Annotated in this window: 23 protein-coding genes and 3 pseudogenes; 13 read left to right on the forward strand and 13 right to left on the reverse strand. The window is 42.8% G+C overall.

Annotation, left to right across the window (positions count from 1 at the left end; translation table 11 throughout):
• Positions 1-17 precede the first annotated feature (17 nt).
• The 3 genes from ASULF_RS09395 to ASULF_RS09405 are packed head-to-tail and all read right to left on the reverse strand — an operon-like array spanning position 18 to position 1,922.
• Complete coding sequence (locus ASULF_RS09395) at positions 18-251, reverse strand: DUF357 domain-containing protein (protein WP_015591494.1); 234 nt, start codon at positions 249-251, stop codon at positions 18-20.
• A 5-nt stretch (positions 252-256) separates the two neighbouring features.
• The gene (locus tag ASULF_RS09400; RefSeq protein WP_015591495.1) at positions 257-1,543 is read right to left on the reverse strand and encodes an NfeD family protein; all 1,287 of its coding nucleotides are present in this window, start codon (positions 1,541-1,543) and stop codon (positions 257-259) included.
• 1 nt (position 1,544) lies between these two features.
• Positions 1,545-1,922 carry a hypothetical protein gene (locus tag ASULF_RS09405; RefSeq protein ID WP_015591496.1) on the reverse strand — a complete coding sequence of 126 codons (378 nt, stop codon included), beginning with the start codon at positions 1,920-1,922 and terminating at the stop codon, positions 1,545-1,547.
• 101 nt (positions 1,923-2,023) lie between these two features.
• Between ASULF_RS09405 and ASULF_RS09410 the strand changes: the two genes are divergently transcribed.
• The 3 genes from ASULF_RS09410 to ASULF_RS09420 are packed head-to-tail and all read left to right on the forward strand — an operon-like array spanning position 2,024 to position 3,114.
• A complete protein-coding gene (locus ASULF_RS09410; protein WP_048098208.1) occupies positions 2,024-2,224 on the forward strand; it encodes a TIGR00304 family membrane protein in 201 nt (66 codons plus the stop codon).
• A 13-nt stretch (positions 2,225-2,237) separates the two neighbouring features.
• On the forward strand, positions 2,238-2,552 hold the full coding sequence (locus tag ASULF_RS09415; protein ID WP_015591498.1) for a TIGR00304 family membrane protein: 315 nt from the start codon (positions 2,238-2,240) through the stop codon (positions 2,550-2,552).
• A complete protein-coding gene (locus ASULF_RS09420; RefSeq protein WP_015591499.1) occupies positions 2,542-3,114 on the forward strand; it encodes a pyruvate kinase alpha/beta domain-containing protein in 573 nt (190 codons plus the stop codon). Before ASULF_RS09415 ends, ASULF_RS09420 begins: the two co-directional genes overlap by 11 nt.
• Before the next feature lie 65 nt (positions 3,115-3,179).
• Here ASULF_RS09420 and ASULF_RS09425 read toward each other — a convergent pair whose 3' ends face one another.
• Entirely contained in the window at positions 3,180-4,871 is a 1,692-nt protein-coding gene (locus ASULF_RS09425; protein ID WP_015591500.1) for a long-chain-fatty-acid--CoA ligase, read from the reverse strand.
• Positions 4,872-5,180: 309 nt separating this feature from the next.
• On the opposite strand from ASULF_RS09425, the gene gyrB reads away from it, so the two are divergent.
• The 7 genes from gyrB (at position 5,181) to ASULF_RS09460 (ending at position 14,940) form a co-directional block, all read left to right on the forward strand.
• On the forward strand, positions 5,181-7,055 hold the full coding sequence (gene gyrB / locus ASULF_RS09430) for a DNA topoisomerase (ATP-hydrolyzing) subunit B (RefSeq protein ID WP_015591501.1): 1,875 nt from the start codon (positions 5,181-5,183) through the stop codon (positions 7,053-7,055).
• A gap of 13 nt (positions 7,056-7,068) precedes the next feature.
• Positions 7,069-9,402 carry a DNA gyrase subunit A gene (gyrA, locus tag ASULF_RS09435; protein WP_015591502.1) on the forward strand — a complete coding sequence of 778 codons (2,334 nt, stop codon included), beginning with the start codon at positions 7,069-7,071 and terminating at the stop codon, positions 9,400-9,402.
• A 73-nt stretch (positions 9,403-9,475) separates the two neighbouring features.
• On the forward strand, positions 9,476-10,291 hold the full coding sequence (locus tag ASULF_RS09440) for an MBL fold metallo-hydrolase (protein ID WP_015591503.1): 816 nt from the start codon (positions 9,476-9,478) through the stop codon (positions 10,289-10,291).
• Between the two features lie 71 nt (positions 10,292-10,362).
• Positions 10,363-11,229, forward strand: coding sequence for a peptidoglycan DD-metalloendopeptidase family protein (locus ASULF_RS09445; RefSeq protein WP_048098209.1), 867 nt, complete (start codon positions 10,363-10,365; stop codon positions 11,227-11,229).
• A gap of 170 nt (positions 11,230-11,399) precedes the next feature.
• Positions 11,400-11,891: a DUF1850 domain-containing protein gene (locus ASULF_RS09450; RefSeq protein ID WP_015591505.1), complete on the forward strand. Its 492-nt coding sequence runs from the start codon at positions 11,400-11,402 to the stop codon at positions 11,889-11,891.
• Positions 11,881-13,923 (forward strand): TRAP transporter permease, encoded by a 2,043-nt coding sequence (locus ASULF_RS09455; RefSeq protein WP_015591506.1) that lies wholly within the window; start codon positions 11,881-11,883, stop codon positions 13,921-13,923. The genes ASULF_RS09450 and ASULF_RS09455 overlap by 11 nt, the downstream gene beginning before the upstream one ends.
• A gap of 6 nt (positions 13,924-13,929) precedes the next feature.
• Positions 13,930-14,940 carry a TAXI family TRAP transporter solute-binding subunit gene (locus ASULF_RS09460; protein ID WP_015591507.1) on the forward strand — a complete coding sequence of 337 codons (1,011 nt, stop codon included), beginning with the start codon at positions 13,930-13,932 and terminating at the stop codon, positions 14,938-14,940.
• 179 nt (positions 14,941-15,119) lie between these two features.
• Here ASULF_RS09460 and ASULF_RS09465 read toward each other — a convergent pair whose 3' ends face one another.
• The 6 genes and pseudogenes from ASULF_RS09465 to ASULF_RS12485 form a co-directional block, all read right to left on the reverse strand.
• Entirely contained in the window at positions 15,120-15,317 is a 198-nt protein-coding gene (locus ASULF_RS09465) for a hypothetical protein (protein ID WP_015591508.1), read from the reverse strand.
• The gene (locus ASULF_RS09470; protein WP_015591509.1) at positions 15,304-15,531 is read right to left on the reverse strand and encodes a hypothetical protein; all 228 of its coding nucleotides are present in this window, start codon (positions 15,529-15,531) and stop codon (positions 15,304-15,306) included. The genes ASULF_RS09465 and ASULF_RS09470 overlap by 14 nt, the downstream gene beginning before the upstream one ends.
• Positions 15,532-15,817: 286 nt before the next feature.
• On the reverse strand, positions 15,818-16,528 hold the full coding sequence (locus ASULF_RS09475; protein WP_015591510.1) for a hypothetical protein: 711 nt from the start codon (positions 16,526-16,528) through the stop codon (positions 15,818-15,820).
• Positions 16,529-16,608: 80 nt separating this feature from the next.
• Positions 16,609-18,513: an Ig-like domain-containing protein gene (locus tag ASULF_RS09480; protein ID WP_015591511.1), complete on the reverse strand. Its 1,905-nt coding sequence runs from the start codon at positions 18,511-18,513 to the stop codon at positions 16,609-16,611.
• Positions 18,514-18,552: 39 nt separating this feature from the next.
• Positions 18,553-20,751: a PKD domain-containing protein gene (locus ASULF_RS09485; RefSeq protein WP_048098211.1), complete on the reverse strand. Its 2,199-nt coding sequence runs from the start codon at positions 20,749-20,751 to the stop codon at positions 18,553-18,555.
• 114 nt (positions 20,752-20,865) lie between these two features.
• A pseudogene (locus ASULF_RS12485) lies at positions 20,866-21,174 on the reverse strand (hypothetical protein); the annotation flags it as partial.
• Positions 21,175-21,897: 723 nt separating this feature from the next.
• Between ASULF_RS12485 and ASULF_RS11600 the strand changes: the two are divergent.
• Both ASULF_RS11600 and ASULF_RS12350 read left to right on the forward strand, forming a co-directional pair.
• Positions 21,898-22,517: pseudogene (locus tag ASULF_RS11600) on the forward strand (IS6 family transposase).
• Between the two features lie 303 nt (positions 22,518-22,820).
• The gene (locus tag ASULF_RS12350) at positions 22,821-22,943 is read left to right on the forward strand and encodes a hypothetical protein (RefSeq protein WP_269077381.1); all 123 of its coding nucleotides are present in this window, start codon (positions 22,821-22,823) and stop codon (positions 22,941-22,943) included.
• A 599-nt stretch (positions 22,944-23,542) separates the two neighbouring features.
• Here ASULF_RS12350 and ASULF_RS09495 read toward each other — a convergent pair.
• The 3 genes and pseudogenes from ASULF_RS09495 to ASULF_RS09505 form a co-directional block, all read right to left on the reverse strand.
• Positions 23,543-23,797 carry a winged helix-turn-helix domain-containing protein gene (locus ASULF_RS09495; RefSeq protein WP_015591514.1) on the reverse strand — a complete coding sequence of 85 codons (255 nt, stop codon included), beginning with the start codon at positions 23,795-23,797 and terminating at the stop codon, positions 23,543-23,545.
• 68 nt (positions 23,798-23,865) lie between these two features.
• A pseudogene (locus ASULF_RS09500) lies at positions 23,866-24,456 on the reverse strand (hypothetical protein); the annotation flags it as partial.
• Positions 24,457-24,665: 209 nt separating this feature from the next.
• A complete protein-coding gene (locus tag ASULF_RS09505; protein ID WP_236609682.1) occupies positions 24,666-25,166 on the reverse strand; it encodes an amino acid-binding ACT domain protein in 501 nt (166 codons plus the stop codon).
• Positions 25,167-25,284: 118 nt separating this feature from the next.
• Between ASULF_RS09505 and ASULF_RS09510 the strand changes: the two genes are divergently transcribed.
• A complete protein-coding gene (locus tag ASULF_RS09510) occupies positions 25,285-26,454 on the forward strand; it encodes a tubulin/FtsZ family protein (protein ID WP_015591518.1) in 1,170 nt (389 codons plus the stop codon).
• Positions 26,455-26,558: the final 104 nt, after the last annotated feature.

Genomic DNA, 26,558 nt, shown 5'->3' on the forward strand with positions numbered 1-26,558 from the left:
AAATCAATTAACCGATTTCAGCCAATCTTCAACTTGCCAACAATCTCCCCTATCTCAAGCCACGCCCAAGCCCATACTATACACTCAAAAGCCCTTACCAGATCCCCCTTTTCCAAAAAATAGGTAGAGTCTAATATGTAAGCTCGAATGTTCCTTAGAAAATCCTCATCTCCGCTTACATTCTTCATTTTCTCCTCGATTTTAGCCTTCCACTTCTCAGTTTCCTTCCTAAGCTCTTCTTCCACATTCATGCTGCTCACTTTATTCTTTTAACAGACAGTATCAGTCCATCTCTCCCTGTAACAATAACTTCATCTCCTTCCCTTAATTCGTCATCACTTTCTATCTTCCATATCTCCCCATCTATTTTTGCCAGACCGCTTCCATCTGAAAACTCCATAACTTTACCCCTCTTGCCAATCAAAGCCTCCCCACCAACCTTCTTCTTTTCCTTCCTTAGCTGAACTAACTTCATTAGCATAAATGTCACTAAAGCACCCATCCCTATTCCAATTCCTGCAATGAGCATTCTGAAAGAACTGTAAAAGTTCGAGGGCATTAACGGCTCATCAATCAGCATAATGGCTCCCAGAGTTATACATATTACCGATGCTGACCCAAGGACTCCATAGGTAGGCGTTGCCAGTTCTGCGATGAGGAACAGTACGCCCAGGGCTATCAGTAGTATCCCTAGGGCGTTTATTCCGATCGCTCCGAATCCAACTAACGATAGAACGAGGCTTATCGCCCCTATGGTTTCCGGAAGTATGCCCGGAGAGGTTAAACCGAATATCAGTCCATACAGACCAACCAGAAAGAGTATCGTTGCAACCTGAGGATTGGATATAAATCCAAATATCTTTGCCTGAACGGGCTTTTCAGCTGTAACAATTTCATAATCGAGTTTAACATCAAGCAATCCCTTTTCATTGATTTTTCTTATTAAATCTTCCTTTGAATCTGTAACAAGATCTATAACTCCCTTTTTATATGCCTCCCTAGATGTAAGGCTCAGGCTTTCCGTTACAAACTTCTCTGCTATGTCTGCCGGTCTCCCCCTTTTTTCAGCTATGCTTCTCGCATAACTGGCAATGTAGTTTATGGTCTTGTTCTCCACCTTCCCGAACCCAACTGTGACTGGAGTTGCTGCCCCGACAGATGTCCCGTTGCACATCGCTGAGACTTCTCCTGACAGCAGGATAAAAGATCCGGCAGAGGCTGAAAATGCTCCCTGAGGATAAACATAGGTGATAACAGGAATATCGCTCGTCAGAATCATACTTACAATTTTCTCCGTTGACGAGACCAGCCCCCCAGGAGTATTGATAACAACAAGAACAGCATCAGCTTGGATATTTTCAGCCATGTCGAATGCATTCTCAACATAGACGACGGTTCCCTCATTTATCTCCCCATCGATGTTAACCTCAACAATAGTTGCGGTTGCTACACCAGAGGCGGAGAAGATCAGTAACAGTATTAAAAGCCTAGACAGTAAAGGTATGGATACATAGCATATCACATTTTTCATGCCATTCTCCATACTACACCTTAAATACGATTCTTTTAATTTCTTTGCCATTCACCTCGACTATCGCTTTATAAACACCCTCCCCAAGGACGCCAAGGTTCTCGCTGTGATTGTAATAAGCGATCCTATCACTCTCACAATTCTTTTTTGCCGTGTAAGTGAAGTACAGCACAATCTCGTCTTTCGTGACCTTTTTTCCAACATACTTCATCTCATGGCACATGGGATGTGGTTGAACGACATTCATTATCCAGGAGTCGTTCTTTTTTATAACCACGATACTGGGAGTTGTTTTCGGGGTAACTGGATAAATATTCTCCTGATTAGATATACATCCCAAAGATATACCCACAGCCAGCAAAACCAGCAAGATTCCCAATCTTGAGACCATTGATTTTTGTTAAACAGTTCACATTTAAATCTTCCCCACCCCCTCCCAAAAACAGTTCCAACAAACATTAATATCTAAGCCGACAACAAGTAACCATGCGAATGGACTACATCATTTTCGGTTTTGGGTTAATCATGATCGGTCTGGCTATGCTGTCACTCTCCACTCATGCAAATGTAGGAGGGATTATCCTGATAGGGCCAATACCGATAGTTTTTGGCAGCTCTCCAGAGTCTGCTAGCCTGGCACTTATCTTGGGATTGTTCTTTTTCGTGATGATGTTCGCTCTGATGAGAAGGTGATGGAGGAGATAGCATGCTTGGCATAATCGCTATGCTGATAATCCTGACAGGAATCCTGCTTATATTCTTCGGTTTAATCTCCCGGCCACCAGATTATGAAGAATGGAGGGATTGGGATGAAGAGATGGAAGAAATAGATTACAGGAAAGTTGATGCTAAAAAGATGGATACCGAACCGAGAAGAGAGGTAAAATCTGCTGGAATCGTTATGATAGGACCGATACCGATAATTTTTGGGGACTCGAGAATGGCATTGTATCTTGCTATTCTGGCAATATTCATGATGTTCCTATTTCTGATAACCATAAGGGGGTGGTTTGCTGTCTGAAATATGGTACTTCGAGAAACCCGGAAAGCAGAATACAGAACGAACACTCGAGCTTGCTGTAAAAAGGGCTGAAGAGCTTGGAATAAGGTACATTGTGGTTGCATCTTCGACCGGAGAGACCGCTTTAAAGCTGATAGAATTGGTTGAGGGGAAGAACATAAAGCCCGTAGTTGTAACATATCATCGCGGGTTCTACAGAGAAGGAGAAGACTCAATGGATAAAAGCACCGAGGAGAGAATAAGAGAGAAGGCAATACTTGTAAGGCAATCGCACATTCTTTCAGGTCTGGAGAGAAGCATATCCAGAAAGCTGGGAGGTGCTTCAAGGACTGAGGCTATAGCAGAGGCTCTGAGATCTCTGTTCGGGCACGGACTTAAGGTTTGCGTTGAAATAACCATAATGGCTGCAGACAGCGGAGCGATACCGATTGAAGAGGTCATAGCTGTAGGTGGAAGAGCCAGAGGTGCTGACACAGCGGTTGTTATCCGTCCGGCACACATGAACAACTTCTTCGACATGCAGATAAAGGAAATAATCTGCATTCCGAGGGAAAAGAGATAACGAATCTCAGATGAACCCGAAGATTAAAAAATAAATTCTAAAAATGTTTTTGATTCTTTACTTATTTAATCCTTCTTTTTCATCTCCTCTTCCTTGAGGACTCTCCTCAAAACCTTGCCAACATTCGATTTCGGAAGCTCTTTCTTGAACTCTATGATCCTCGGAACCTTGTATGCTGCGAGATGCTGTCTGCAGAACTTCTCAATATCTTCAGCAGTAACATTCGCTCCCTCTCGCAGCACAACGAATGCCTTTACGGTTTCACCTCTCTTCGGATCGGGAACACCAATAACAGCCGCCTCAACAATATCTGGATGCTCGTACAAAACTTCTTCAACCTCTCTTGGATATATGTTGTACCCTCCAGCGATGATCATATCCTTCTTCCTGTCAACGATGTAGAAGTATCCATCCTCATCTATCTTGGCTATGTCTCCAGTTAGCAGCCATCCATTGATTAGCGTGTTCTTCGTTTCTTCTTCCATCTTGTAATATCCTTTCATAACCTGGGGTCCTTTTATTGCCAGTTCTCCAGTCTCTCCGATCGGAAGGATGTTACCCTCAGAATCAACAACCACCGCGATGGTATCGGGAATTGGTAAGCCGATGCTTCCCTCCTTGTTGACTCCATTTATTGGATTCGCATGGGTAACAGGAGATGTCTCACTTAATCCATAACCTTCAACGAGCTTTCCACCTGTGAGTTCCTCAAACTTTCTCTTTACCTCAAGCGGCAAAGGAGCTGCACCACTCACACACGCCCTTATCGAGCTCAGATCGTACTTGTTTACCTCCGGGTAGTTGTTTATCGCATTGTACATCGTGGGCACTCCACAGTAAAGCGTTACTCTGTGCTTCTGGATCGACTCAAGAACCCTTTTCAGGTCTCTGGGATCGGGTATAAGAACGATCTTTGCACCAACTGCGATGGGCAAATTCATGCTCGTTGTCATACCATATGAGTGGAAGTAGGGCAGAGCACCCATGATAACATCGTTTTCATTCACCTCTGGCAGCCACTCCATAAGCTGATAAATGTTTGCTACCAAGTTAAAGTGTGTGAGCATAACCGCCTTTGGAAGGCCTGTAGTCCCTCCAGTGTACTGGAAGACCGCTACATCTTCTTTCGGATTTACATTCACCCGCTTATCTGTTGGTGGGTATTTCATAACATCCTTCCAGTACATCACCTTCCTATCGATGCTGACCTTCTGTTTCTTCAAAGAATAAAGAAAGTTGAGCGGGAACTTGAGGTAATCCTCTATCTTGCAAATGACCACATCCACAAGCAAACCCTCATCCAGCAATGCCTTAAGCCTCGGGAACATGGGCTCAAAGGCGAACATGATTTTCGATTCGCTATTTTCCGCAATATGTCTCAGCTCTCTCTCGGTATACATTGGATTGCACTGGACAACTATGGAGCCTGCCTTAAGGATACCATAATATGTTGCAACATAATGTGGAGTGTTCGGACATCCAAGGATAACCCTGCTCTTCTCGTATCCGTTCTCGTACAAAAAGCTTGCAACCCTGTTGGCAATATCATCCAGCTCTCTGTATTTGATTGCCTTGCCTATAAAGTCGAGGGCCACATTTTCCGGATATTTGCTTGCAGAGTTCTCCAGCAGCTCATACAGAGGGATCTCAGGATACTCTATGCTCGGCCTGACGCCCTCATCATAGCTTTTCGTCCAGAACCTGTCTATTTCCTCACCAGAAACTTCTCGTATGTTCTTCCCAACAACATTTTCCATAATATCTATCCTATTAATCACAATAAATAATTTTCTGATTCGATCATTCTGATTCCACCGTTTTTGAAATCCTCTTGAAGTCTTCCAGCACTTCTTGCTGATAATAGAAAAGTTTATGTGCAATGTTATCTAAAAGAATTTGTGATAGAAACCTGTAAAGCGCTGTATATGGATTTTGATTGGCAATATAACTGGAAATCTGCATTCTATGATGGGTTGGAGTTCCTTTGTGTTCCGATAACAACTCCAATCAGTTCTGAAACAAGATCAAATTGTTTAATAATAATCGGAAATTTTTGAGGTGATTGCATGGAGCGATCAGAGTATTCAGCCAAGGATATCGCGATACTGTCAGATCTTGAGGCAGTGAGAAAGAGACCGGGGATGTATATAGGGGGAGTTGGGATAAGAGGTCTGCATCATCTTCTGTGGGAGATCGTAGATAACTCCATAGACGAGGCTTTAGCGGGCTACTGCAAGAATATAAAGGTCACGCTTCATACCGATGGTTCTGCGAGTGTTGAAGATGATGGTAGAGGGATTCCAACGGAAAGGCACAGCAGCGGGAAAACAGCCTTAGAACTCGTTCTGACAAAGCTTCATGCTGGAGGAAAGTTCGATAAAAAGGCGTATAAGGTCTCTGGAGGGTTACATGGCGTTGGATTGAGTGTCGTAAACGCTCTCTCGGAGTGGCTAGAGGTATGGGTCAAGAGAAACGGTAGGATCTTTTATCAGAGGTACAGAAGGGGTGTGCCAGAGGGAGATGTTGAGGTTATAGGGGAAACCGATTCCAGCGGAACAACCATAAGATTCAAGCCTGATGAGGAGATCTTTGAGGTTACAGAGTTCAGATACGATATAGTATCAAAAAGACTTAAAGAACTGGCTTTTCTGACAAAAGGGATCAGAATTGAGCTATATGATGAAAGAAGTGGAAAAAATGAGGTTTTCTACTCCGAGAAAGGTATTTCCGAATATATTGCGATCATAAACAAAAACAAGCATCCGATTCACGATGTTATTTATTTTGAGACTGAGAAAGAAAATATTCAGATCGAGATTGCCATACAGTTCACCAATACAGATTTCGAGAACATTCTGGCCTTTGCAAACAACATTCACACGATTGAAGGGGGCACTCATGTAATTGGATTCAGATCCGGGCTGACGAGGGCTATAAACGAGTATGGAAAAAGATTCGTGAAAAAGTATCAACCTCTGAGTGGACAGGATATCAGAGAAGGCTTAACAGCAATAATATCTGTCAAAATCCTGGAACCTCAGTTTGAGGGTCAGACGAAGACCAAGCTAACCAATTCAGAGGTGAAGACTGCCGTAGAGTCAGCAGTTTACAGTGAAATGCTGAGGTGGCTTGAGGAGCATCCGAACTCGGCGAATGCAATAATAGAGAAATGCCTGCTGGCGTTGAAAGCTAGGCAAGCTGCTAAAAGGGCGAGAGAGCTTGTAAAAAGAAAGAACGATATAGCAATAACACTCCCGGGCAAACTGGCGGACTGCTCATCAAAGAATGTCGAGGAGAGGGAGCTATACATCGTAGAGGGAGAATCTGCAGGAGGTTCTGCAAAGCAGGCAAGAGACAGAACCTTTCAGGCGATTTTGCCGCTTAGAGGAAAGATTCTGAATGTCGAGAAGGCTGGACTATCCAAAGCTTTGAAGAATGAGGAGATCAGGGCGATAGCATCCGCAATAGGTGCGGGAATCGGCAGCGACTTCGACATAACCAAAGCGAGGTACAAGAGAATAATCATAATGACCGATGCCGATGTCGATGGCTCGCACATAAGAACCCTTCTGCTGACCTTCTTCTACAGGCACATGAGGCCGCTCATAGAGAATGGCTACCTGTATATTGCCCAGCCACCTCTGTACAGAATAAAGAAGAAGAACAAGCTGTACTATGCCTACTCCGAAAAGGAGCTGGAGGATTTGCTGAAAAGGATTGGTAATGCTGAAGTGCAGAGATACAAGGGTCTTGGAGAGATGAATCCCGAGCAGCTATGGGAGACCACCATGAACCCGAAAACGAGAATTCTGCTTCAGGTTACGATAGAAGAGGCGCTTCAAGCAGAAGAACTGTTTTCAATTTTAATGGGCGAGGATGTGGAAGCGAGAAGGCAGTTCATAATTGAAAATGCCAAGAGTGTTAGAAATCTTGACATTTAGTTAAGGTGATTTTATGGAGTTAATAAGGGACATTAGCGAGGAATTGAAGACTTCCTATATCGATTATGCAATGAGCGTAATCATTGGAAGAGCGATTCCTGATGTGCGGGATGGTCTGAAGCCCGTCCAGAGGAGGATCCTCTACGCGATGTATGAGATGAATCTCACGAGCAACAGACCTCACAGGAAGTCGGCGAGAATAGTTGGTGATGTTCTCGGTAAGTACCACCCGCATGGAGACTCCGCAGTTTACGATGCTCTTGTGAGAATGGCCCAGGACTTCAGCATGAGGTACCCGCTGATAGACGGGCAGGGAAACTTCGGATCAATAGATGGAGATGTTCCCGCTGCGATGCGATATACTGAGGCGAGGCTGACCAAGATAGCGGAAGAGTTGCTGGAGGATATCGACAAGGATACCGTTGACTTCGTCCCGAACTTCGACTCAACACTCGAAGAGCCTTCAGCCCTTCCAGCAAAGATACCAAACCTGCTGATCAATGGTTCAAGTGGCATTGCGGTTGGAATGGCAACGAACATGCCACCTCACAACATATCTGAGATCTGCAGGGCCATTATAGCCTACATAGAGAACCCACTGATCAGCATCAAGGATCTCATGAAGATCGTTAAGGGCCCTGATTTCCCGACTGGCGGGATAATAGTCGGAAAGGATGGCATAAAGGATGTTTACGAGACCGGAAAGGGCAAGCTCATCGTGAGAGGGAGAGTTGAGTTCGAGGGCAATGCGATCATAATAAAGGAGATACCGTATCAGGTCAACAAAGCCAAACTTGTGGAGAAGATTGCCGAACTCGTTAGGGATGGCAAGCTTGAAGAGGTTAAGTTCGTAAGAGATGAGTCGGACAGGGAGGGCATAAGAGTTGTAATCGAGCTGAGGCGTGGGGATTTTGATACGGTTGTGAACAAGCTCTACGCATACACTCAGCTTCAAACTACCTTCGGTGTTATAAATCTGGCCATCGTTAACGGAACACCAAAGATACTGAACCTGAAGGAGTTGATTTCAGAGTTCGTCAACCACAGAAGGAATGTTATCTACAGAAGAACGCAGTATCTCCTGAAAAAAGCTGAAGAGAGATACCACATCCTTGAGGGGCTCATGATAGCATTGAGAAACATCGATGAGGTCATAAGCATTATCAAATCCTCTGAATCTCCAGATACAGCTAAAAAATCGCTGATGGAGAGGTTTGAGCTGTCTGAGGTTCAGGCCAACTCAATCCTGCAGATGAGACTGCAGAGGCTGACAGCCCTTGAGATGGAAACTCTGACAAGAGAATACAGCGAACTGAAAGACAAAATAAAGGATTTCAAGGACATAATCTCTTCCGAAAGGAGAATTGACGACATAATCATCAAAGAGCTAAAAGAAATTATAGAGAAATACGGTGATGAGAGAAGAACGAAAATCGTATCAGAGCTGGAGGAGATATCCTTTGAGGACCTCGTAACTCAGGAGGATAACATAATCGTCATCACCTCAGAGGGGTATGTGAAGAGGATGGACATCGAAACATTCAGAACTCAAAGAAGGGGTGGGGTGGGTGTGATAGGAGTGTCCCTCAGACAGAACGACTATCCCGAGATAGTCTCGGTTTGCAACACCCACCACAAGCTGCTCTTCTTCACGAAAAGCAAGGCGTACTGGATTAATGCCTACGAGATACCAAAGCAGGATAGGAACGGGAAAGGAATCCACCTGAAGAATTTCATATCGCTATCTGAGGGAGAGAAAGTCGTATCTGTTGTATCTGTTCCAGATTTCGATGGAGAGGTAGTCATCCTAACAGAAGATGGATACATAAAGAGAACGAAGCTGTCCGAGTTCGAGAATGCGAAGAGAGGTGGTGTTTCATGCAATTCAGCCTTTGTCAGATTACTGAAGGGAGATATTATCCTGATCTCCACGAAGATGGGACTTACAGCAAAGATCCCTGTGAGCAATGTCCCGAGATACAGCAGAACGGCCAAGGGCGTTAGGGCAATAAACATGCAGAAAGGAGATTCCATAGCTGGTTTAACCTTCGCAGACGGTGATGGTTACCTCCTGACCCTGACAGAGAAGGGTTTCGGAAAGAGGACTCCAGTAGAGGAGTACAGGCTAACGAGAAGAGGTGCAAAAGGAGTCAGAAACATAAGAATCACATCCAAAAACGGACATGTAGTGTTCGCTGAATTCGTGAAAGGTGGAGAGGAGCTTCTAACGATGAGCGAGGATGGATATGCAATAAAAATATCGGTGGACGAGATACCGGTATATTCAAGAAATTCTGCCGGGGTTTCAGTGAGCAAGAAAGGTATTAAATGTGCTGTCTTGATCTAATTTTTTTTGATTTAACTTTTATTTAACTTTTCTAAAACGGTAAACTTTTAGAATTTAGGATTAAATTGTTTACATGCATAGGTTAAGTAAACATGTATATCTAATAGAGAAAAATGGAGGAAAATATCCCTTCTGTAATTGCGTGTATATAAAGGACAGAAAAACCTGTCTGATTGATACCGGAGCGGGAGATGAAGTGATAAAGCTCAAGCCAGATTTTGTACTCAACTCCCACTGGCATGAGGACCACATCACCAACAACCACCTGTTCAGAGCAAAAATCGGTGTGCATGAACTCGATGCAGAAGCTGTGGAGTCATATGAAGAGTTCAAAAAAAGATACGGGCTGTCAGATAAGCTTGTAAAGATATTCATAAATTTCGAGTTTACGAAGGTGGACTTTACTTTTAGAGTCGGGGATGTACTCAATTTTGGAGATACTGAAGTGGAGGTCATCCACACCCCAGGACATTCAGCGGGGCACTGCTGCTTTCTGATAGATGGTGAAATGATATATCTGGGGGATATCGATCTGACCTCCTTCGGGCCTTGGTATGGGTGTCTGGACTGTGATGTGAATGATTTCATCGAATCCATCCATACTGTGTTGAAAATCGTCGATAGGAGAGGGATTGAGATGGCAGTTTCCGGGCATAAGGGGGTTGTTACTGGCGAGGATATCAAATCAAAGCTTGAAGAATACTTGAAGAGGCTGCTAGATAGAGAGAGCAAAATTCGAGATATGCTGAGTAAAGGGATTGATCCTGAAAACATGATAGGAAAGGGCTTGATCTACAGGAAGCTTCCCGATCCAGTCGAAGTTTTCAAGCATTTCGAGAGAGTGATGGTCAGAAAGCACATAGAGCGTTTCGATACACTGCAGCAATAGGTGTAAAAATCATAACAAAAAATTAATAAACTTTAAAAAAGATTAGCTTTATGTTCCGGCATTTGAAGGTGATGCTGGTTGCTTTTGTATTGGTGTTCCTAACCATGCCATCAGATGCCTATCCGGTGTATCCGAATACTGATTCACCTCCTGTTCTCGAGTTCATATGGAACAAAACGAATCCCCTAAACCTGTCAACGGACATCTATGCCTGTGGACCTTTTGGCATAGATGAGGGTGGTGGCTTTCTGAATCAGGAGATGGCAATATTCTTTGCCAACAGATCACGTGATCCGATTTATGCTCCATGTAATGGAACCGTTACCTATTTCCTTCCATGGGAGTACTTCGAAAATGCTTCCGAGCCTGGAAAAGGAGGAGAGATCTGGATAAGGTATGGTGAAAACTATGCTGTTGCATACAGGCACATCGTAACTGTCGGACTGAACCTGAGTGAGGGCGATATAGTCAAACAGGGTGATGTAATAGGATATGTTGCCGACTGGTATCCAGAGCCCAACTTCCATGGTGGCTTTATGGAGTTTCTTGTAGCTGGCAGGGAAAATGGCAGCTACTACTATTACAGACCATTCGACTTCTTCAGCAACCAGTCAAAGGCTTTACTTCTCCAGATATGGAACCACTCGCAGGTTAAGAACGATTTCGGGTATAACACCGTAACCCATCCATGGGGTGATGTTGTAAAGTTCTCGTCTACCAGTGGGGATCAGGAGATACCGCACAAGAGTGATTTTACCATTAAAGGAGATTTCAACGATAATGGCAAAGTTGATTTTGAGGATGCCATGCATGTTGCTGGAATGGTGATGAAAAAGGTCAAGCCTGATCTGTCTGCTGACTTCAACAACAATGGCAGGATAGATGTTGGAGATCTGGCAAAGATTGTTTACCATATCATGGGAATGGCGAAACTTTAGCTTTCCTTTTGCCCACATTTTACTCACATTTTTCCCACGGCCTACACGACAAACCTACTGGATTAAGAGACCAATTTAAACCAGGTTCAAAACTAAAATTATGGTCATTCTTGTAAAATTGGTAAGACCATAACCAGAAAATTAAAAATCCCTCAACTCAATCCCGGATCATGCGGAAATATCTGCTACTGCTATTCATAATAGTAATCTCACCATTACTAATCTCCCAGTATATGCCTAAATCAGTATATCTGCACATAACTGGAGAAAATAAGGAGTGTTTTTTTCCGATCAAAGATAATGAAACATTATCCATCTCCTTTATCCATTCAGTTGAGCTTACAAGGGAAATTGACTTCTACAGGGTTGAAGGAAACAGTTTTATACTATTCAAAACCCTGACAAAAACAGCTGGGTGGGGTCTCCCAAGCACGGAGAAAAACTTTTCAATAACAACATACAAGGGCGAAGAGTGGTTTGAATACCGCATTATCAGGTATCTAAAAGCTATCGAAATTTTAGGATATCCCTTGAACAAGTACAGTCTCGAAACTGAAAATTATTCGATCAATCTGACAGAATTCGGAAACAGGTTAAGGATTGACATCGTCAGAGAAAACAAAATTTACGGAATGTTTAGGGGGTGTTTGAGTGAGAAATGACATAAATGATGACATAAACGAGAACATAGATGTAACCGAACTGGAGAAAAAGTTTCTTCATGAGAGAGAGTTGAAAGGCAAACACGCGATTATAGTTTCGATTATCGCGATATTATTCTCATCGTTTCACATAATAAACGGTTCATACACTGGAATTCTGCAGTACGATATCGTTAAATCGGTTCATCTCGCTTTTGCTGTTGCGCTTGCCTTCCTTGTGTTCCCCATGCGAAAAAACAAGAATAGCAACAAAATTCCATTCTACGACTTCATACTCGCTGGAATAGGATTCTATCTGGCAATCTATCTTGCCATGAACTATAGAGAACTGCTGTTCAAGGCTGCAATTGGATATTCGACCTTCGACTACATCATAGCCGGGCTTGCAGTCATATTCGTTCTTGAAGCAACAAGAAGGGTTGTAAATCCAGCACTTGTAGTTATTGCTCTCGTTTTCATATTCTATGCCAAATATGGTGCAAACCTTCCTGGTGTGCTTTCTCATCCCGAATATACATGGAAAGAAGTACTCGAGCACCTCTACTTCACCAAGGAGGGAATATTTGGAACGCCTCTTGCCGTATCATCGAGCTTCGTGGTTCTATTCGTCATATTCGGTGCATTCCTAGAGAAATCCGGGGCTGGAAAGTTCTTTATAGATCTGGCTTACGCTTTTACAGGCTGGATGGTTGGTGGTCCGGCAAAAGCTGCTGTGGTGTCTTCCGCCCTGATGGGAACCATATCCGGAAGTTCAGTGGCCAACACCGTAACAACAGGAGCTTTCACGATACCGCTGATGAAAAAGGTTGGATACAAGCCTGAATTTGCCGGGGCTGTTGAGCCTGCCGCTTCTACGGGTGGGCAGATAATGCCACCGATAATGGGTGCTGCAGCGTTCGTTATGGCAGAATTCGTAGGGATTCCATACATCCACATCGTATATGCTGCAATAATTCCAGCCTTCCTTTACTTCTTCGGAGTCTTCTCGGCGGTTGATTTTGAGGCGAGAAAGGAGAATCTGAGAGGGATTCCCAGGAGTGAGCTTAAGAGTCCATTACAGGTTTTAAAAGAAGGCTGGTTCTATCTCGTTCCTCTCTTTATAATCATATACATGCTCGTAAACGGTTACACGCCAATTCTGGCTGCCGTATATTCGATATTCTCAGTTATAGCAATAATAATCCTCGAACCGATAATAAGAAACAAGAGGGCCCCAGAAGGAGAAAAGCTTACCGGAAATGAGATTTTGAGAAATATAATAAAAACGATACTCTCAGCTTTAGAGCATGGTGGAAGAAGTGCTGTAACCGTAGCAATGGCCTGTGCATCAGCTGGAATAATCGTTGGAGTTGTTACCCTGACTGGCCTGGGATTCAAACTCGCGTCATCGGCAATATCAGTATCTCAGGGATACATTCTAATAATACTCGTAATAACGATGTTCGTATCGCTAATTCTCGGAATGGGGGTTCCAACCACCGCAAACTACATCATAACAAGCACAATTGCCGCCCCAGCAATCATAACATTCATGGCTCATGGGTATGGCATGAGTGTCAGAGATTTCCTAACAGCCTATCCTGAACTCGTTCTGCCAGCACACATGTTCGTGTTCTACTTTGGAGTTGCTGCAGACCTAACACCCCCGGTAGCCTTAGCAGCTTATGCTGGATCAGCCATAGCCAAATCCGATCCCTGGAAGACTGGAATAAACGCTGTCAAAATAGGGATAGGCAAGTACCTAGTTCCATACCTATTCATATTCTCTCCAGCAATACTGCTGATTGGTGTGAGGGATCTCGAAAGCATTCTGAACCTGATACTTCTGATCCTAAGCATTATGTTCGGAATAATGGCCATAAACGCCACAACTATCGGATGCCTGATCAAGAAGCTGAGTAGAGAGATGAGACTCGCAATGCTGATTGCGGGAATATTACTGCTTATTCCAAACGGTTATACCAAAATTATCGGTTTTTTGATTTTTACAGCAATTTTTTTAAACCAGTATGGTATTTTTATTAAAAGGTGATAAATTATGAGGTGGAAAGTACTATTGATTCTGATCCTGTCAGCGTTACTGCTGGCAGGATGTGCCCAGGAGGAAGAGAAAAAAGCGACTCCAACACCTACACCAACAGCAACTCCAACTGTAGAGGAGGCCAAGGCTGTTGAGGTAACGATAGTCACTGGTGGATCTGCTGGCACATATTACCCAATTGGAGGTGCAATGGCTCAGGCAATTAACCAGTACGCCAAGGGCGTGAAAGCCACTGCAGTAACATCCGGAGCTTCTGTTGTTAATGCGAGGAAGATAGGAAATCTGGAGGCTGAATTCGGATTGCTGCAGAATGATGTAGCATACTATGCATACAACGGACTTGAAATGTTCAAGGATGCTAAGATCGACAAGATAAGAGGTGTAGCAACCCTCTATCCAGAAATAATACAGATCGTAACGCTGAAGGAGAACAACATAAAGACAATATATGATCTAAAAGGAAAGAGAGTTGCTGTCGGTGCTCCGGGATCAGGAACGGCTGTTGATGCGATGCAGATACTGAAGGCTGCTGGCATTGATGAGTCAAACACGGATATAAGATACCTGAATTTCAAGGAGGTTTCTGATGCCCTCAAGGACAAGACAATCGATGCTGGATTTATAGTGGCTGGAGTACCAACCTCAGCAGTAACAGACATATCTGCCGTGAGAGATGTCGCGATAGTAGAGGTTCCAGATGAGATCTACGAAAAGCTCAAGGCAGATTATCCGTTCTATGTACAGGTTACAATACCAGCAGGCACATATAAGGGTGTAGATCAGGATGTCAAGACAGTTTCAGTCCTCGCAATGCTCGCTACAAATGCCGATGTCAGCGAAGATGTTGTTTATGAAGTCACAAAAGCCATCTTCGAGCACAAAGATGTTCTTGAAGCTGCCCACAAGAGGGCTGAGGACATAACCCTTGAAACAGCACTCGATGGTATGCCAATACCACTGCATCCGGGTGCTGAGAAGTACTATAAAGAAAAGGGTTTGATTGAGTAAAGAAAAATTTTTTCTTTTTTATTTTGTGTTTCAATTAATTGGTGATGTAACACCATAGGTGTAAATTCACCTCCCATTTTATATCCTTATGTCGTCTTTCGTTCCGCAGCGGAGATATTTCTTGAATTCAACGAATAATCTTGCTCTCAAGTCTTCATCGGATTCTCCTTGCTGTCGGGTTATGTTAAACAGCTTAGCGATATAGTCAAGTGATTTCCTTGAGCTGTTTCGACGAAATGAGCTTTTCTAACATCCTCAAGCACCCTCTCAAGCTCGTCGAATCCGCTCGCTATTATTGCTATGATTTTGTAGTTGTTCGAGTCCGGATCCTTGCGAAAAGCTGTTGAAAGAAGTTTTATCATTCTATCGGCCGACATCCGAAATCAACTCGATTAGCTTCCAGGATAACCACATCAACACGATTACGGTTAGCAAAAACCAGCTCTCGACAGCCACGTATGCAAGTGGTATCTTACTGAGCATATTCTCGCTGACAAAGTATTCTCCTACTGTTTTGTAGTGATAGAAGGCTGTAAGCCAGACACAAATCCAGGATGTAGCCCAAATGACTTTTGCGATCTTAGTTTTCATTAGACCACCGTTACCGTTACATTTCCAGCCTGAGCTTTTTCAGTTTCTGCAATTGCTATCGACTCTCCAAAAGCGTTGATTGTGGTAGTCCCCTGTTGCTTCTAAGCTTACAATGTCGTCAACGCCTTCAACTTGCAAAATCACTTTAGCCAGATCACTGTAAACTACGTCCTCGCCGATGTGGAGATCGTTTAAGTAATTAGTTACAGCGTTCTGGACATTACTATGGACTTCTGAAGCGTCATAATCTTCTAAAATTTTTAAATTTAAATAGAAAAAATTGAAGCTATCTTCTCCTTATATATGCTACCGCTCCAATCGTTGCAAGTATTATTGCAGCTATAAGAATCGTCCAAGTTGGCTGTTGCCACGATGGTACTTCAGCTGATGTAGTCGGTTTAGCTGGAGCAGTCGGCTTTGCTGTTGGTGATACAATAGATTCGCCAGTTGCGCCAGTTCCACTTTCAGTTGTGCCACCTCCTGCACCAGCTGTTGTCGGATTTGGTGTTGAGGCTGTGGTGCCAGTTCCACTAGTTGTGCCACCTCCTGCACCACCTCCAGCACCAGCTCCACCTCCTGCACTAGCTATAGTAGCTGCTGCAGATGTTGGCGTGACTGTAGCACCTGTTTCAGTTGCTGGGGAATAATACAAATCATACTGCCCAACCTCCCCAGAGATCCATGGAATTTCTTCAGCAACTTTTATTTCTGTTCCATCAACGACTACATATAGATCGAAAGCTTCGCATTCATCAACAATCATTCTTTTGGTTGCCAGCTCACCATTGAATCCATTTTCAACTACAGCTTGTCCAATAACCACATCAGTTCCACTTACTTTGGCAACTACAAGTGTGCCTTCTGGAGCGGGCTCATTTGTATCGCTGTTTATAACACTTCCATGCAGAAGCATTGGAAGTGATGGCGGAGATTCCTGTGCAGTGGCTAGGGATGTAATTAATACAAATAGCAATAGCAAGATCGCTGTTTTTCTCATTTTCACCACCTTTTTTGGTTTTTAATTTTCTTTATTTTTTAATATTATAATGTAGTAGATAAAAAAAATATCTACAAAATTTAACTTTCCAAAGCCTCCAACGTTGTTTCACTCGTCACATGTATCCAGTAGCCAGCGTGTGGTTGCATTACGAAGTCCTCTGTTGTAACATGTTCACCCGACACCAGCGGTGGACATGGATATGGCCAGACATTGCAGTTGTAGCCGTAGAGATCGTGGGTCTGCTCTTCTGCATTCCATACCCATATTCTGTCATAGCTTTCATCAATCATGAATAACGTGGTTTCTGCTGAAGCTGGCGATTTTAAGAGGTGTCCAATGATGTTCCATCCTTCGCAAAGCTGCATTGATGGTGGAACCGATGCCCCACACTCAAGGTTCGTTATGACTTGCATGCTTTCGACTTTGATCCAGTAAGCTTTGAGTGGTTCAATATCTGTTACGCTCTCCCATCCTCCATTGCATGCGTTGTAGGATATTACTGCTTCATAGTCAATGCCTTCAAGCACATGATCAACACTTGAGTTGTCTAGCCCACATACTACTGAGATCAGATTCCAGCCTGGATGTAGAACAATACTACCTGAAACAACTGTGATCGTGATTGTTTCTTCTGCAGAGCTGCAGGTATCGTACATTGTAGCTCTGATCAGGTATTCTCCATCTTCCACTCCACTTGCGTTCCAGTCAACACTCCATCCATCGCTTCCGTCAGTATCTTCGCCTATAAGCGTCCAAGTTGTGTCTGCTGCTGGCGCATATTCGAATACACTCTTAACTACATCATTCTGACCGCTGTCATCAACAGCTTCAATTGTAATTGTACCAGCAACACTAGCACCATCTCCCGGATTCGGTATGCTTGGTTCTGGTGGGTTGCATGCTATAACACTGGTCTGATCTGAGCCTGTCAGCCCCTCGTCATCGCCCATTGTTGCACGGATTATGTAGCACCCATCTGGAACTGTTACTGTGTCCCATTCAGCACTCCATCCATCATCTCCATTTGTATCATTGTATATTTCTACCCAGCCAGCGCCATCGTTTGCTTTGCCATCGCAGTTCAGGTCTGGATAGTACTCGAACAAGTTGTAGGTTATGTTTCTTCCACTTTCATCTACTTCTACAATTGTAGCCATACCACTGAGCATATCACCTTTTGATGGTTGGGCTATGGTTGGTTGTGGACCTTCTGCAACTTCAACACTGCTATCACAGCTTATTGGTGCTGGATTATCCATTCCCTGCATCTGGAAATCTCCGCTGAATGTGTAAGTGCCTTCTGCTGCACCTTCTGGAACTCTAACCTGGTACGTGTAGGTCGTATCTTCCGCATTTTGTAGTGCTATCCACTTTATGTGGCCTGGGTCGGCTGTATTTCCTCCACCGGCATCAACGATCTCCCATCCTGCTGGTAGAACTTCATCTATTGCATAGAAGTCTGCACCGTCAACCGTTACTGTTAGCGTTACGGTTGCTGTTGAGCCCGGTGCTAGAGATCCATCTGGTAGGTCTCTGCATACGTTCATTCCCTCTGGTGGAGGTACCTGAACTGTTTCCACCTGAACTTCAACACTGCTATCACAGCTTATTGGTGCTGGATTATCCATTCCCTGCATCTGGAAATCTCCGCTGAATGTGTAAGTGCCTTCTGCTGCACCTTCTGGAACTCTAACCTGGTACGTGTAGGTCGTATCTTCCGCATTTTGTAGTGCTATCCACTTTATGTGGCCTGGGTCGGCTGTATTTCCTCCACCGGCATCAACGATCTCCCATCCTGCTGGTAGAACTTCATCTATTGCATAGAAGTCTGCACCGTCAACCGTTACTGTTAGCGTTACGGTTGCTGTTGAGCCCGGTGCTAGAGATCCATCTGGTAGGTCTCTGCATACGTCTTGTGCTGATGCAGAAGCTATTGCAATCATTGCCAAGAGCAGAATTGCTCCAACTACGGTTTTTCTCATTTTTTTCACCTGTCCTTATCTAAAATTAAAATAAAAAAATTATATGCAGTAGACACAGTACTTTTGTCCCGCATACCAATAGTTTACTAGTTCCATCAGACCAGACATTGAAAGATCTCCTTTATTCCAGTCAGCTACTGCATTCAAAAGTTCGTCCATTTCGATCTCGTAGTTCTTGTTTGCGTCGTATGGGTTGTATGGCTCATGTGGATTATATGGGTTCGATGGCGTCGAATTACCGCCTTCAATCCTGTTCACATAGATGTCTGTTGGATCGCTTGGATCGTACCAGAACTTGACGCGGTTTACAAATCCATGTGCAATAGGTGCAATAGGTCCATCGTCTTCTTCTTCACCATCCCAGATGTGGTAGCTTGCTTCAGGTGCATACCATGAAAGCGTTACCAGATAAAGCTCTCCCCTTGGAAGCACGAATTCTGTGTACTGGTCTGGGTAGGTGTAGAACCATTCAATTAGCCAGCGTTCTTTTTCTTTACACCATTCATCGTTTGTAGGATGTGGATTTGAACATTCTCTTATCTTCATCTCATCGTATATCTCCTTGAGCTCTCCCTTGTATCTCTCTTCAACATCTTCCTTAACATACTTGATCTCAAGCGGTGGTCTTGCTACTTTTTCACCTATCTTGTCTTGCTGTGATTCTGGCTTTGTCCAGGTTGGCTGCACATCAACAAAGATCTCGTGTTCTTCGTTGAACGGTGGCATCTCTGGCAGGACTGTATTTGGCTCCCAGACTTCGAGATGCTTACCGTACAGCTTGATTTCATCCTTAGGTAGCTTCTCTCTAATCACTATGTACTTGACGCAGTTGTCCTTGGCCTTTATTCCAGCAATCTCATAGAGCACTCCATCAACCATGAATGCCTTCTGGTTCCAGTCGATGTTTGCCCCAATGTTTGCTCCAGCCTGGCCAAACATTCTGCCCATTTCAACTATCGCCTTAGTCTTCTCTGAATCTGTTGCTATAAGCTTTAGATAGAATGTCGTTCCACTTGTATCTTCTAGAGCTCTGTAGAAGCGCTTGTACTCTCCAACTCCAATTGCCACATTCATGGTTGATCTTTGAGTTCCTCCTCCTTCGTTGTCATACACATTGAATATTGCTTGGTCGCCAAGAACTTCTACAAGCTCTACTACGTGGTCAAACATCTGTACTTTAGCACCCTGGCCTAGTAGCTTGTTCTTAAGCACTAAAACGAGTGTTTCATCTCCGCTCAGCTCTTTTCTATCCCTATCCATTGATTCTTTTCTTCTTCCATCTTGGTCTATGTCTATTCCAACTGTTCTTTCGCTTTCAACATACAGTGCATCTCTCTTATTATCTCCATCTGCATCAAAGCTGTCAATACCGTCTCCAGCTGTCCAAGATGCCATTGGTATCAGGACTCTGCTTCCATCCTGTATCATGATTGGCATCGTGTTTGTGTCAAGGAACATGTAGGTAAACTCCTGAACAATTGCTGGGCCGTAAATGTCTCCAAGTGCTGGATCGTTGTTGTGCTCTTTGATTGTGTAGCCCAACGTGAACATTTCATGTACATCTTCAAAGTCTTCTGGGCCACATACTTCTACTTTCTTAGTATAGCTATCCCTTACCATAACAATGTCCCAGCATCCATCCTTGTCTTCATCCTTGAACCATAGCTTTTCATACCACATTCTCTTGAATACCTTCTCCTTTGGTTGCTGTACGTCATTACCGTCCTGCACAAAACTCTCGCATTGCCTGAAGCTTAGCTCCGGATAGCCCTGGTTGTGATCCATGATTGCCGGGTTGAACGTTATGAAGTCCTTTTTTGGAGCTTGCCCAGATTGCGGATAGAATGGAGCGACTGGATCTGTATATGGTGGGTTCTCAGGTTTTAGTCCTGTTTCTGGGTCTTTAAAGCCAAGATCTCCAGCTCCCATGTCAAATGTTCCATAAAGCCTTAATGTACAGTTTTCGCATGGCTCAAACACTACCCTTACCTCTTTTGATACCGAGGTACACAGCCCATCGTTATCGCAGCCGCTAAGTGTAACTGTGTATGTTCCCTCTGCCGGGAACTGGTGTAGCATGGCCCCCGGAGCTCCGGAATCTGTTATTGTTGGTCCATCACCAAAGTCCCATGTGTGATTTACAATCGATCCATCCGGATCGATTCCCACGCCAACGAATCTCACAGTAAGGTTGCACTCCTGACTCCAGGTGAAGTCAAAGGTCGGTGGTTCTGGCATTAGAACTTCTGAAGTCTTTCCAACTGAAGAATAAATATATTCTGCAGGAGTAGCATTATTGTAGCCCTCCACCCTAAGGGTATTCCAGATGTGGTTGCCATCTGTTATGTCAGCCGCGTTTACTACATAAGATATGTAATATGTCTTGCTCTCGCCTGGTAGTAGCGTTAAGTCATTTTCTAGCAATACGGTAGTTGCGTTAGGAAGATCATCAAATACGTCTAATGTAAATGAGTAGTCTTCGCTTGGATTAGTAACTGTCATCGTGTAGTTAACCGTATCACCGATCTTATAGACGGCATCAGACGGTATTGTTTCCTTAGATAATTGGATGTCCGCAGCGCTTGCTGCGTGCGTCGCTGCAAGCAATACAAGCACTAAAATCGCTGCTTTCGCTAATTCCTTACATTTTTTATTACTCATACTTACTAACCTCCTTTCAACTCTAACGGTTAATAGTAATTTTAGAATATATATATCATATGAAATTATGTTTAGAAGCAGATCTTAGGAACCTAATTTTCTAAGTTACATATGAAATTATGTTTAGAAGCAGATCTTAGGAACCTAATTTTCTAAGTTACATATGAAATTATGTTTAGAAGCAGATCTTAGGAACCTAATTTTCTAAGTTACATATGAAATTATGTTTAGAAGCAGATCTTAGGAACCTAATTTTCTAAGTTACATATGAAATTATGTTTAGAAGCAGATCTTAGGAACCTAATTTTCTAAGTTACATATGAAATTATGTTTAGAAGCAGATCTTAGGAACCTAATTTTCTAAGTTACATATGAAATTATGTTTAGAAGCAGATCTTAGGAACCTAATTTTCTAAGTTACATATGAAATTATGTTTAGAAGCAGATCTTAGGAACCTAATTTTCTAAGTTACATATGAAATTATGTTTAGAAGCAGATCTTAGGAACCTAATTTTCTAAGTTACATATGAAATTATGTTTAGAAGCAGATCTTAGGAACCTAATTTTCTAAGTTACATATGAAATTATGTTTAGAAGCAGATCTTAGGAACCTAATTTTCTAAGTTACATATGAAATTATGTTTAGAAGCAGATCTTAGGAACTTAGTTTCTGATTTGGGCAGTGTCAAAATAACAAAAAATAAATAAAGAAAATACAAATTATGCAACCCAAACTAAGTCAATTAGTGGATCACATCAAAGCTGCAAAAGTCTTTCGTCGCAATAAGAAAAATGTAGAACTGAAAATATTAGCAGCTCCACCATACTTTTTTTGCACTTTCTTTAAGAAAAACAAGTCAATTTCTATCTCTTTTCGAGGAAATAAGCCATGAATCAGTTAGAATTTACTACCAAAACTTAAAACGGTCCTAAATCCACCGGTAAAGAGAAAAAGAAGGATTATTGCAATAGATGAAACAAAAATAAAACTGGAAAATAAACAGATTTTTGTATGGGCAGCCTTGATCGATACTAAGGAATGTCTTACCATATGGGCTTCAGAAGGAAGAGGGAGCTTTGAAGCTTATGTTTTTTAAGAGATGCTCAAATACTGGAAAATAAACCAGAGATCATTGTTGATAGAGGATTCTAGTATTTATGGGCTCTACAAAGGTTAGGGTTAAATTATAAACATGAAACCTTTGGAACAAGAAATGCTGTATAAGGATTCTTTTCAAGGTTCAAGGAGAGAACAAAGAGATTTGAAACAGATTTCCCTTCAATAGTTCTTTTGAGTCTTCAGAGCTGGATTGAGAGCTTTATAATGTTTTATAATTATTAGAAGTGTTAACTTGACATGCCCCCTGATTTGATAATATAATTTGATAATATATTCCGTTGCAATCTGCTCTAAATATAACTTGGTTAAAGAATTGGAGGAAAACCAAGCGATCATATTATCCCAGCTGTTTCCGCTAAGCTACCTGTGTATGACGTTAATGGCACACCAATCGAACCATTTACCGTTTATGGTGGTGGAACAAAAACAGTTCTCCTCAAATTTCAATTCCTTCAACAGCCCCAAATGTGATTACAAGTTTAAGGGTGTATTTCGTCTCAAGAATGAATACAAATGTTCTAAGGTATGACACTTGAAGATTTGCTCGATAGGGCTCTTGCTTCAGGATACATTAACCAAAGCCAGCATGAGGACATCTGGAATGAAGTCTACAAGAAGGGTGCAAGAGTTTTTTGTTGGAGGGTTTGAGATTCACCATATAGTTGGTATATTGTAGCTTGGGCAACCGATTTGGGAGGAGCGATAGTGAGAAATATTGCAACTTTTTTGTGGTTGTAACAGTACTTACATACAGAACAGACTTTAATAGTATCTCCTTTGATAAACCAAATATAAAGCAGCGGTGATGAAGATCTTAACACACCCGACCTTACCCACACTTAAGAATGATGGGAAATGCTATGATTGCACTCGCAGCACACGACATGTGGGGTGCAACATCACAAGACACGAATGTACCTAAGACATTTGAGGACGTGTTCGACGTGAGATTCCTTGACGAACAAATTATACTGCAAACAAGCACGTTGCAACCTTTGGAGGGCTTTTGCCCCATGCAGCTCCACGCAAGTAGATTTTTCAATCCACTTGCCAGAGGGAGGGATTGCCAGCCGGAAATTACACTGGAATGATAGAGCTTGAAATAATATCAGTAATCTACCCATACAAAATTCCAGAGATAATAGCGGAACTGTGTGATGGTGGATATTGTAGAGAGTAACAAATTTTTAATTTTATTTTTTAAATAACTATTTTAGAATCGGATTTTTACTCAAAAAGCTAAAGCTTTAAGGCTTCATATCCTCACTAATTTCAGAAAATTTCCTTACCAAATCTTTACCTTTTTCAGTCGCTCTATAGGTTGTTTTACCGTTTATCAATTCAAGCTCTAAATACTCCAAATCAACCAAATACACAAGATACTTTTCTGCAATTTTAAAATTTAAATTGGCACCATACACTATTTTGGTTTTATTACACCTACCATTTTGAGTAACCACTTTTATTATATCTATGACAATATCAAATCTTGTTCGTCTCATAATAAATAATCATTAATTGGCTTTGCTGATATTTAAAATTTTTCCAACATTTGATTTTTGGGACAAAATTACCCCACCACCCTGACAGCAAACACGTTGTGCCACAGCCCAATTGCAAACAGAGCCATCTTCCTCCTATCCTCCTCTTCTACCTTATCAACCATCCAAACCTTTTCTTATCCAGAGAGATTGAATTGATCTTTACTCCCATCTCTTTGAGCATTCTTATTGCCTTCTCGAAGGCGCCCTTCTCAGATCTGTTTGAGTAGCCCAATCCAACGTACATTCCCGTCTTAAGGTCAATTATCCTGAAAACATAGCGGAAGTCTTTACCTTTCTTCTCAAGATTGCTCCTGTAGTGCTTAGTAATAGTCAAGCTATAACCAGCCCCTCTCTTGAAAAGCCCCCAGATACTCCTTCTTCCTTTAACAACGAGGTTGTGCAGAGCAAGCTTGACCTCCTCATCTGAATAAAGCCTCTCTATTGTTTTGTAGCTAACCTTTATCCCGAATAAAGGTTCAAATAGCTCTAAAAGCTCTTCAACATCCCTGTTCGATTTATCCATTAACCTTGCAAAAAGGAAAAGCGTAACCCCCTTCTCCAGATCAACCTTCTTGGGTCTTCCTCTTTTGCACATTTATCACAGAAACAGCTTCCCTAGCAGCACTCTTGCTATTGCAAGAACGATGAGGACGATGGTTGTTAGGGAAATCTTTTTATCGTATTCGATCGTCAAAGTTATTGCAGGTATTTAGCGAAGCCACATTGGGTAGGGTTAACGCTCCACCCTTTAAAATTTCCACCCTTGTTGTTACAGTACCAATTTATTGATTTTTTGCCGGCCAGCGATCCGCCTGCAATCAGCCTGTCAGCTTATAACTACTTTCTCAACACCATCAACATCAAGAAATTCATCCACAAGTCTTCCCGGTATTTTTGTGTCCGTTACCACAGTAAGCTTGGATTCGACGCTCAGCTCTGGATCTTCTGCAAGAATGTATCTTATCGATATACCCTCTCTGGTCAGAATAGATGTTATTCCAGAAACAATCCCGATCTTCTTGCTCTCAGCGTAGATCTCAAGCACACCATAGCCGTAATACCTGGCAACATCCGCTATGTTCGCTACTGGCTTTAGCGATGAGAAAACCTTTCTCAGCTCCTCATCACCCTCGATGTTCTGTATGGCAGACACAACCACCTTTCTGTCAACATTTATAGCTTCTGCAATTTTCGCCGGAATTAGTTCAATGTTACCGCAGTAGGCCTTGCCATCCCTGATTGATATCCCAAGCCTGAGGAATTCTTTAACAACGACTATCTGAGAAGGATACCTTTCAAATTTCTCGACTATCTTGCTCCACATCATTGTCTGATAAATCTGGGAAGATATAACATTTTTGCACTCTATGATCACAAAAGCCATAGCAAAAGCTTATATTATCATCGGATAGTTTTTAGTCTAAAGGATTGCTGAAGGTGAAATAATGAGATTCTTTGCCATTGGATTCGGTCAGGCAGGGAGTAAGATACTTGACTTATTTGTGGATAACGAGAAACAAAGAGGAGCAGGTATCAAACACAATGTGCTGGCGATAAATTCCGCAAGAACGGATCTATTAGGATTGAGACATATCGATCATAAAGATAGAATTCTGATCGGACAGACACTGGTTAAAGGACATGGAGTCGGAACGGATAACAAGCTTGGAGCAAAGGTTGCCCAAGAGGATATAGAAACGATACTGAGTGCCATCGATGAAAGGGGTACTCATGATGTTGATGCTTTCCTGATCATAGCTGGGCTCGGAGGTGGAACTGGAAGTGGTGGAGCCCCTGTACTGGCAAGATACCTGAGCGAGATGTATGCCGAGCCCGTGTATGCAGTGGGAATTCTTCCCGCCCCCGAAGAGGGCAAGCTTTACTCGCTAAACGCTGCAAGAAGCATGATCACTCTCCTGAAATATGTTGATAACCTCATTCTCGTAGATAACGGTGCGTGGAAGTTCGAAGGGGCAAGCCTGAAGGAGTCATTCGCGAGAATAAATGAGGAGATAGTCAGGAGACTGACCATTTTAGCAAGAGCTGGCGAGCCTATTGAAGAGGGAATGGTTGGAGAGATGGTTGTTGATAGCTCTGAAGTTATAAACACTTTTAAGGGTGGAGGGATCTCCTCTATAGGATACGCAACAACCACCGCTGAGCCGGAAAAGAAGAAGAAATTTGGGTTCAGCCTATTCAAGAAATCCCGTGAAGAAGCGAGCTTTGAAGAGGATAAATCTATGAAAATTGCCTCCCTCGTCAGGAGGGCTGCGCTTGGTAGATTATCTGTTCCATGCAACATAAGAAGTGCAGAGAGAGCATTGGTTCTCGTAGCTGGCCCACCGGAGCATCTTGACAGGAAGGGCATAGAGAAGGCAAAACTGTGGCTTGAAGATCAGATTGCAGGTGTTGAGGTTAGAGCAGGAGATTATCCAACGAGAAAGACCAAGTATGTGGCTGCACTGGTTGTTCTCGCAAATGTTACCGATATACCGAGGGTAAAACAGCTCCAGAAGCTTGCAGTTGAGGCGCGAGAAGAAGTCGAGGATGCCGAGAAGATAAGGCTTGAGAAAACCCTTGAGCTTTTTGATGAAGATATAGATCCACTCTTCTAATTTTTAATTTTCAATCTTTTCACAACATAAATCTTATAATGATTTATTACAATAAATTATGGTACCCTTGCTTGTAAGATTGGTTACTCTCAGAAATGCTCACC

Source organism: Archaeoglobus sulfaticallidus PM70-1, assembly GCF_000385565.1.
GTDB classification, from domain to species: Archaea; Halobacteriota; Archaeoglobi; order Archaeoglobales; family Archaeoglobaceae; genus Archaeoglobus_A; species Archaeoglobus_A sulfaticallidus.

Bases quoted from the DNA above. Each gene is read 5' to 3' on its own strand.
- ASULF_RS09395 (WP_015591494.1), bottom strand. From the start codon at position 251: ATGAATGTGGAAGAAGAGCTTAGGAAGGAAACTGAGAAGTGGAAGGCT.
- ASULF_RS09400 (WP_015591495.1), bottom strand. From the start codon at position 1,543: ATGGAGAATGGCATGAAAAATGTGATATGCTATGTATCCATACCTTTA.
- ASULF_RS09405 (WP_015591496.1), bottom strand. From the start codon at position 1,922: ATGGTCTCAAGATTGGGAATCTTGCTGGTTTTGCTGGCTGTGGGTATA.
- ASULF_RS09410 (WP_048098208.1), top strand. From the start codon at position 2,024: ATGGACTACATCATTTTCGGTTTTGGGTTAATCATGATCGGTCTGGCT.
- ASULF_RS09415 (WP_015591498.1), top strand. From the start codon at position 2,238: ATGCTTGGCATAATCGCTATGCTGATAATCCTGACAGGAATCCTGCTT.
- ASULF_RS09425 (WP_015591500.1), bottom strand. From the start codon at position 4,871: ATGGAAAATGTTGTTGGGAAGAACATACGAGAAGTTTCTGGTGAGGAA.
- gyrB (WP_015591501.1), top strand. From the start codon at position 5,181: ATGGAGCGATCAGAGTATTCAGCCAAGGATATCGCGATACTGTCAGAT.
- gyrA (WP_015591502.1), top strand. From the start codon at position 7,069: ATGGAGTTAATAAGGGACATTAGCGAGGAATTGAAGACTTCCTATATC.
- ASULF_RS09440 (WP_015591503.1), top strand. From the start codon at position 9,476: ATGCATAGGTTAAGTAAACATGTATATCTAATAGAGAAAAATGGAGGA.
- ASULF_RS09445 (WP_048098209.1), top strand. From the start codon at position 10,363: ATGCTGGTTGCTTTTGTATTGGTGTTCCTAACCATGCCATCAGATGCC.
- ASULF_RS09450 (WP_015591505.1), top strand. From the start codon at position 11,400: ATGCGGAAATATCTGCTACTGCTATTCATAATAGTAATCTCACCATTA.
- ASULF_RS09460 (WP_015591507.1), top strand. From the start codon at position 13,930: ATGAGGTGGAAAGTACTATTGATTCTGATCCTGTCAGCGTTACTGCTG.
- ASULF_RS09465 (WP_015591508.1), bottom strand. From the start codon at position 15,317: ATGTCGGCCGATAGAATGATAAAACTTCTTTCAACAGCTTTTCGCAAG.
- ASULF_RS09470 (WP_015591509.1), bottom strand. From the start codon at position 15,531: ATGAAAACTAAGATCGCAAAAGTCATTTGGGCTACATCCTGGATTTGT.
- ASULF_RS09475 (WP_015591510.1), bottom strand. From the start codon at position 16,528: ATGAGAAAAACAGCGATCTTGCTATTGCTATTTGTATTAATTACATCC.
- ASULF_RS09480 (WP_015591511.1), bottom strand. From the start codon at position 18,513: ATGAGAAAAACCGTAGTTGGAGCAATTCTGCTCTTGGCAATGATTGCA.
- ASULF_RS09485 (WP_048098211.1), bottom strand. From the start codon at position 20,751: ATGCCAGAACCACCGACCTTTGACTTCACCTGGAGTCAGGAGTGCAAC.
- ASULF_RS12350 (WP_269077381.1), top strand. From the start codon at position 22,821: ATGACACTTGAAGATTTGCTCGATAGGGCTCTTGCTTCAGGATACATT.
- ASULF_RS09495 (WP_015591514.1), bottom strand. From the start codon at position 23,797: ATGAGACGAACAAGATTTGATATTGTCATAGATATAATAAAAGTGGTT.
- ASULF_RS09505 (WP_236609682.1), bottom strand. From the start codon at position 25,166: ATGATGTGGAGCAAGATAGTCGAGAAATTTGAAAGGTATCCTTCTCAG.
- ASULF_RS09510 (WP_015591518.1), top strand. From the start codon at position 25,285: ATGAGATTCTTTGCCATTGGATTCGGTCAGGCAGGGAGTAAGATACTT.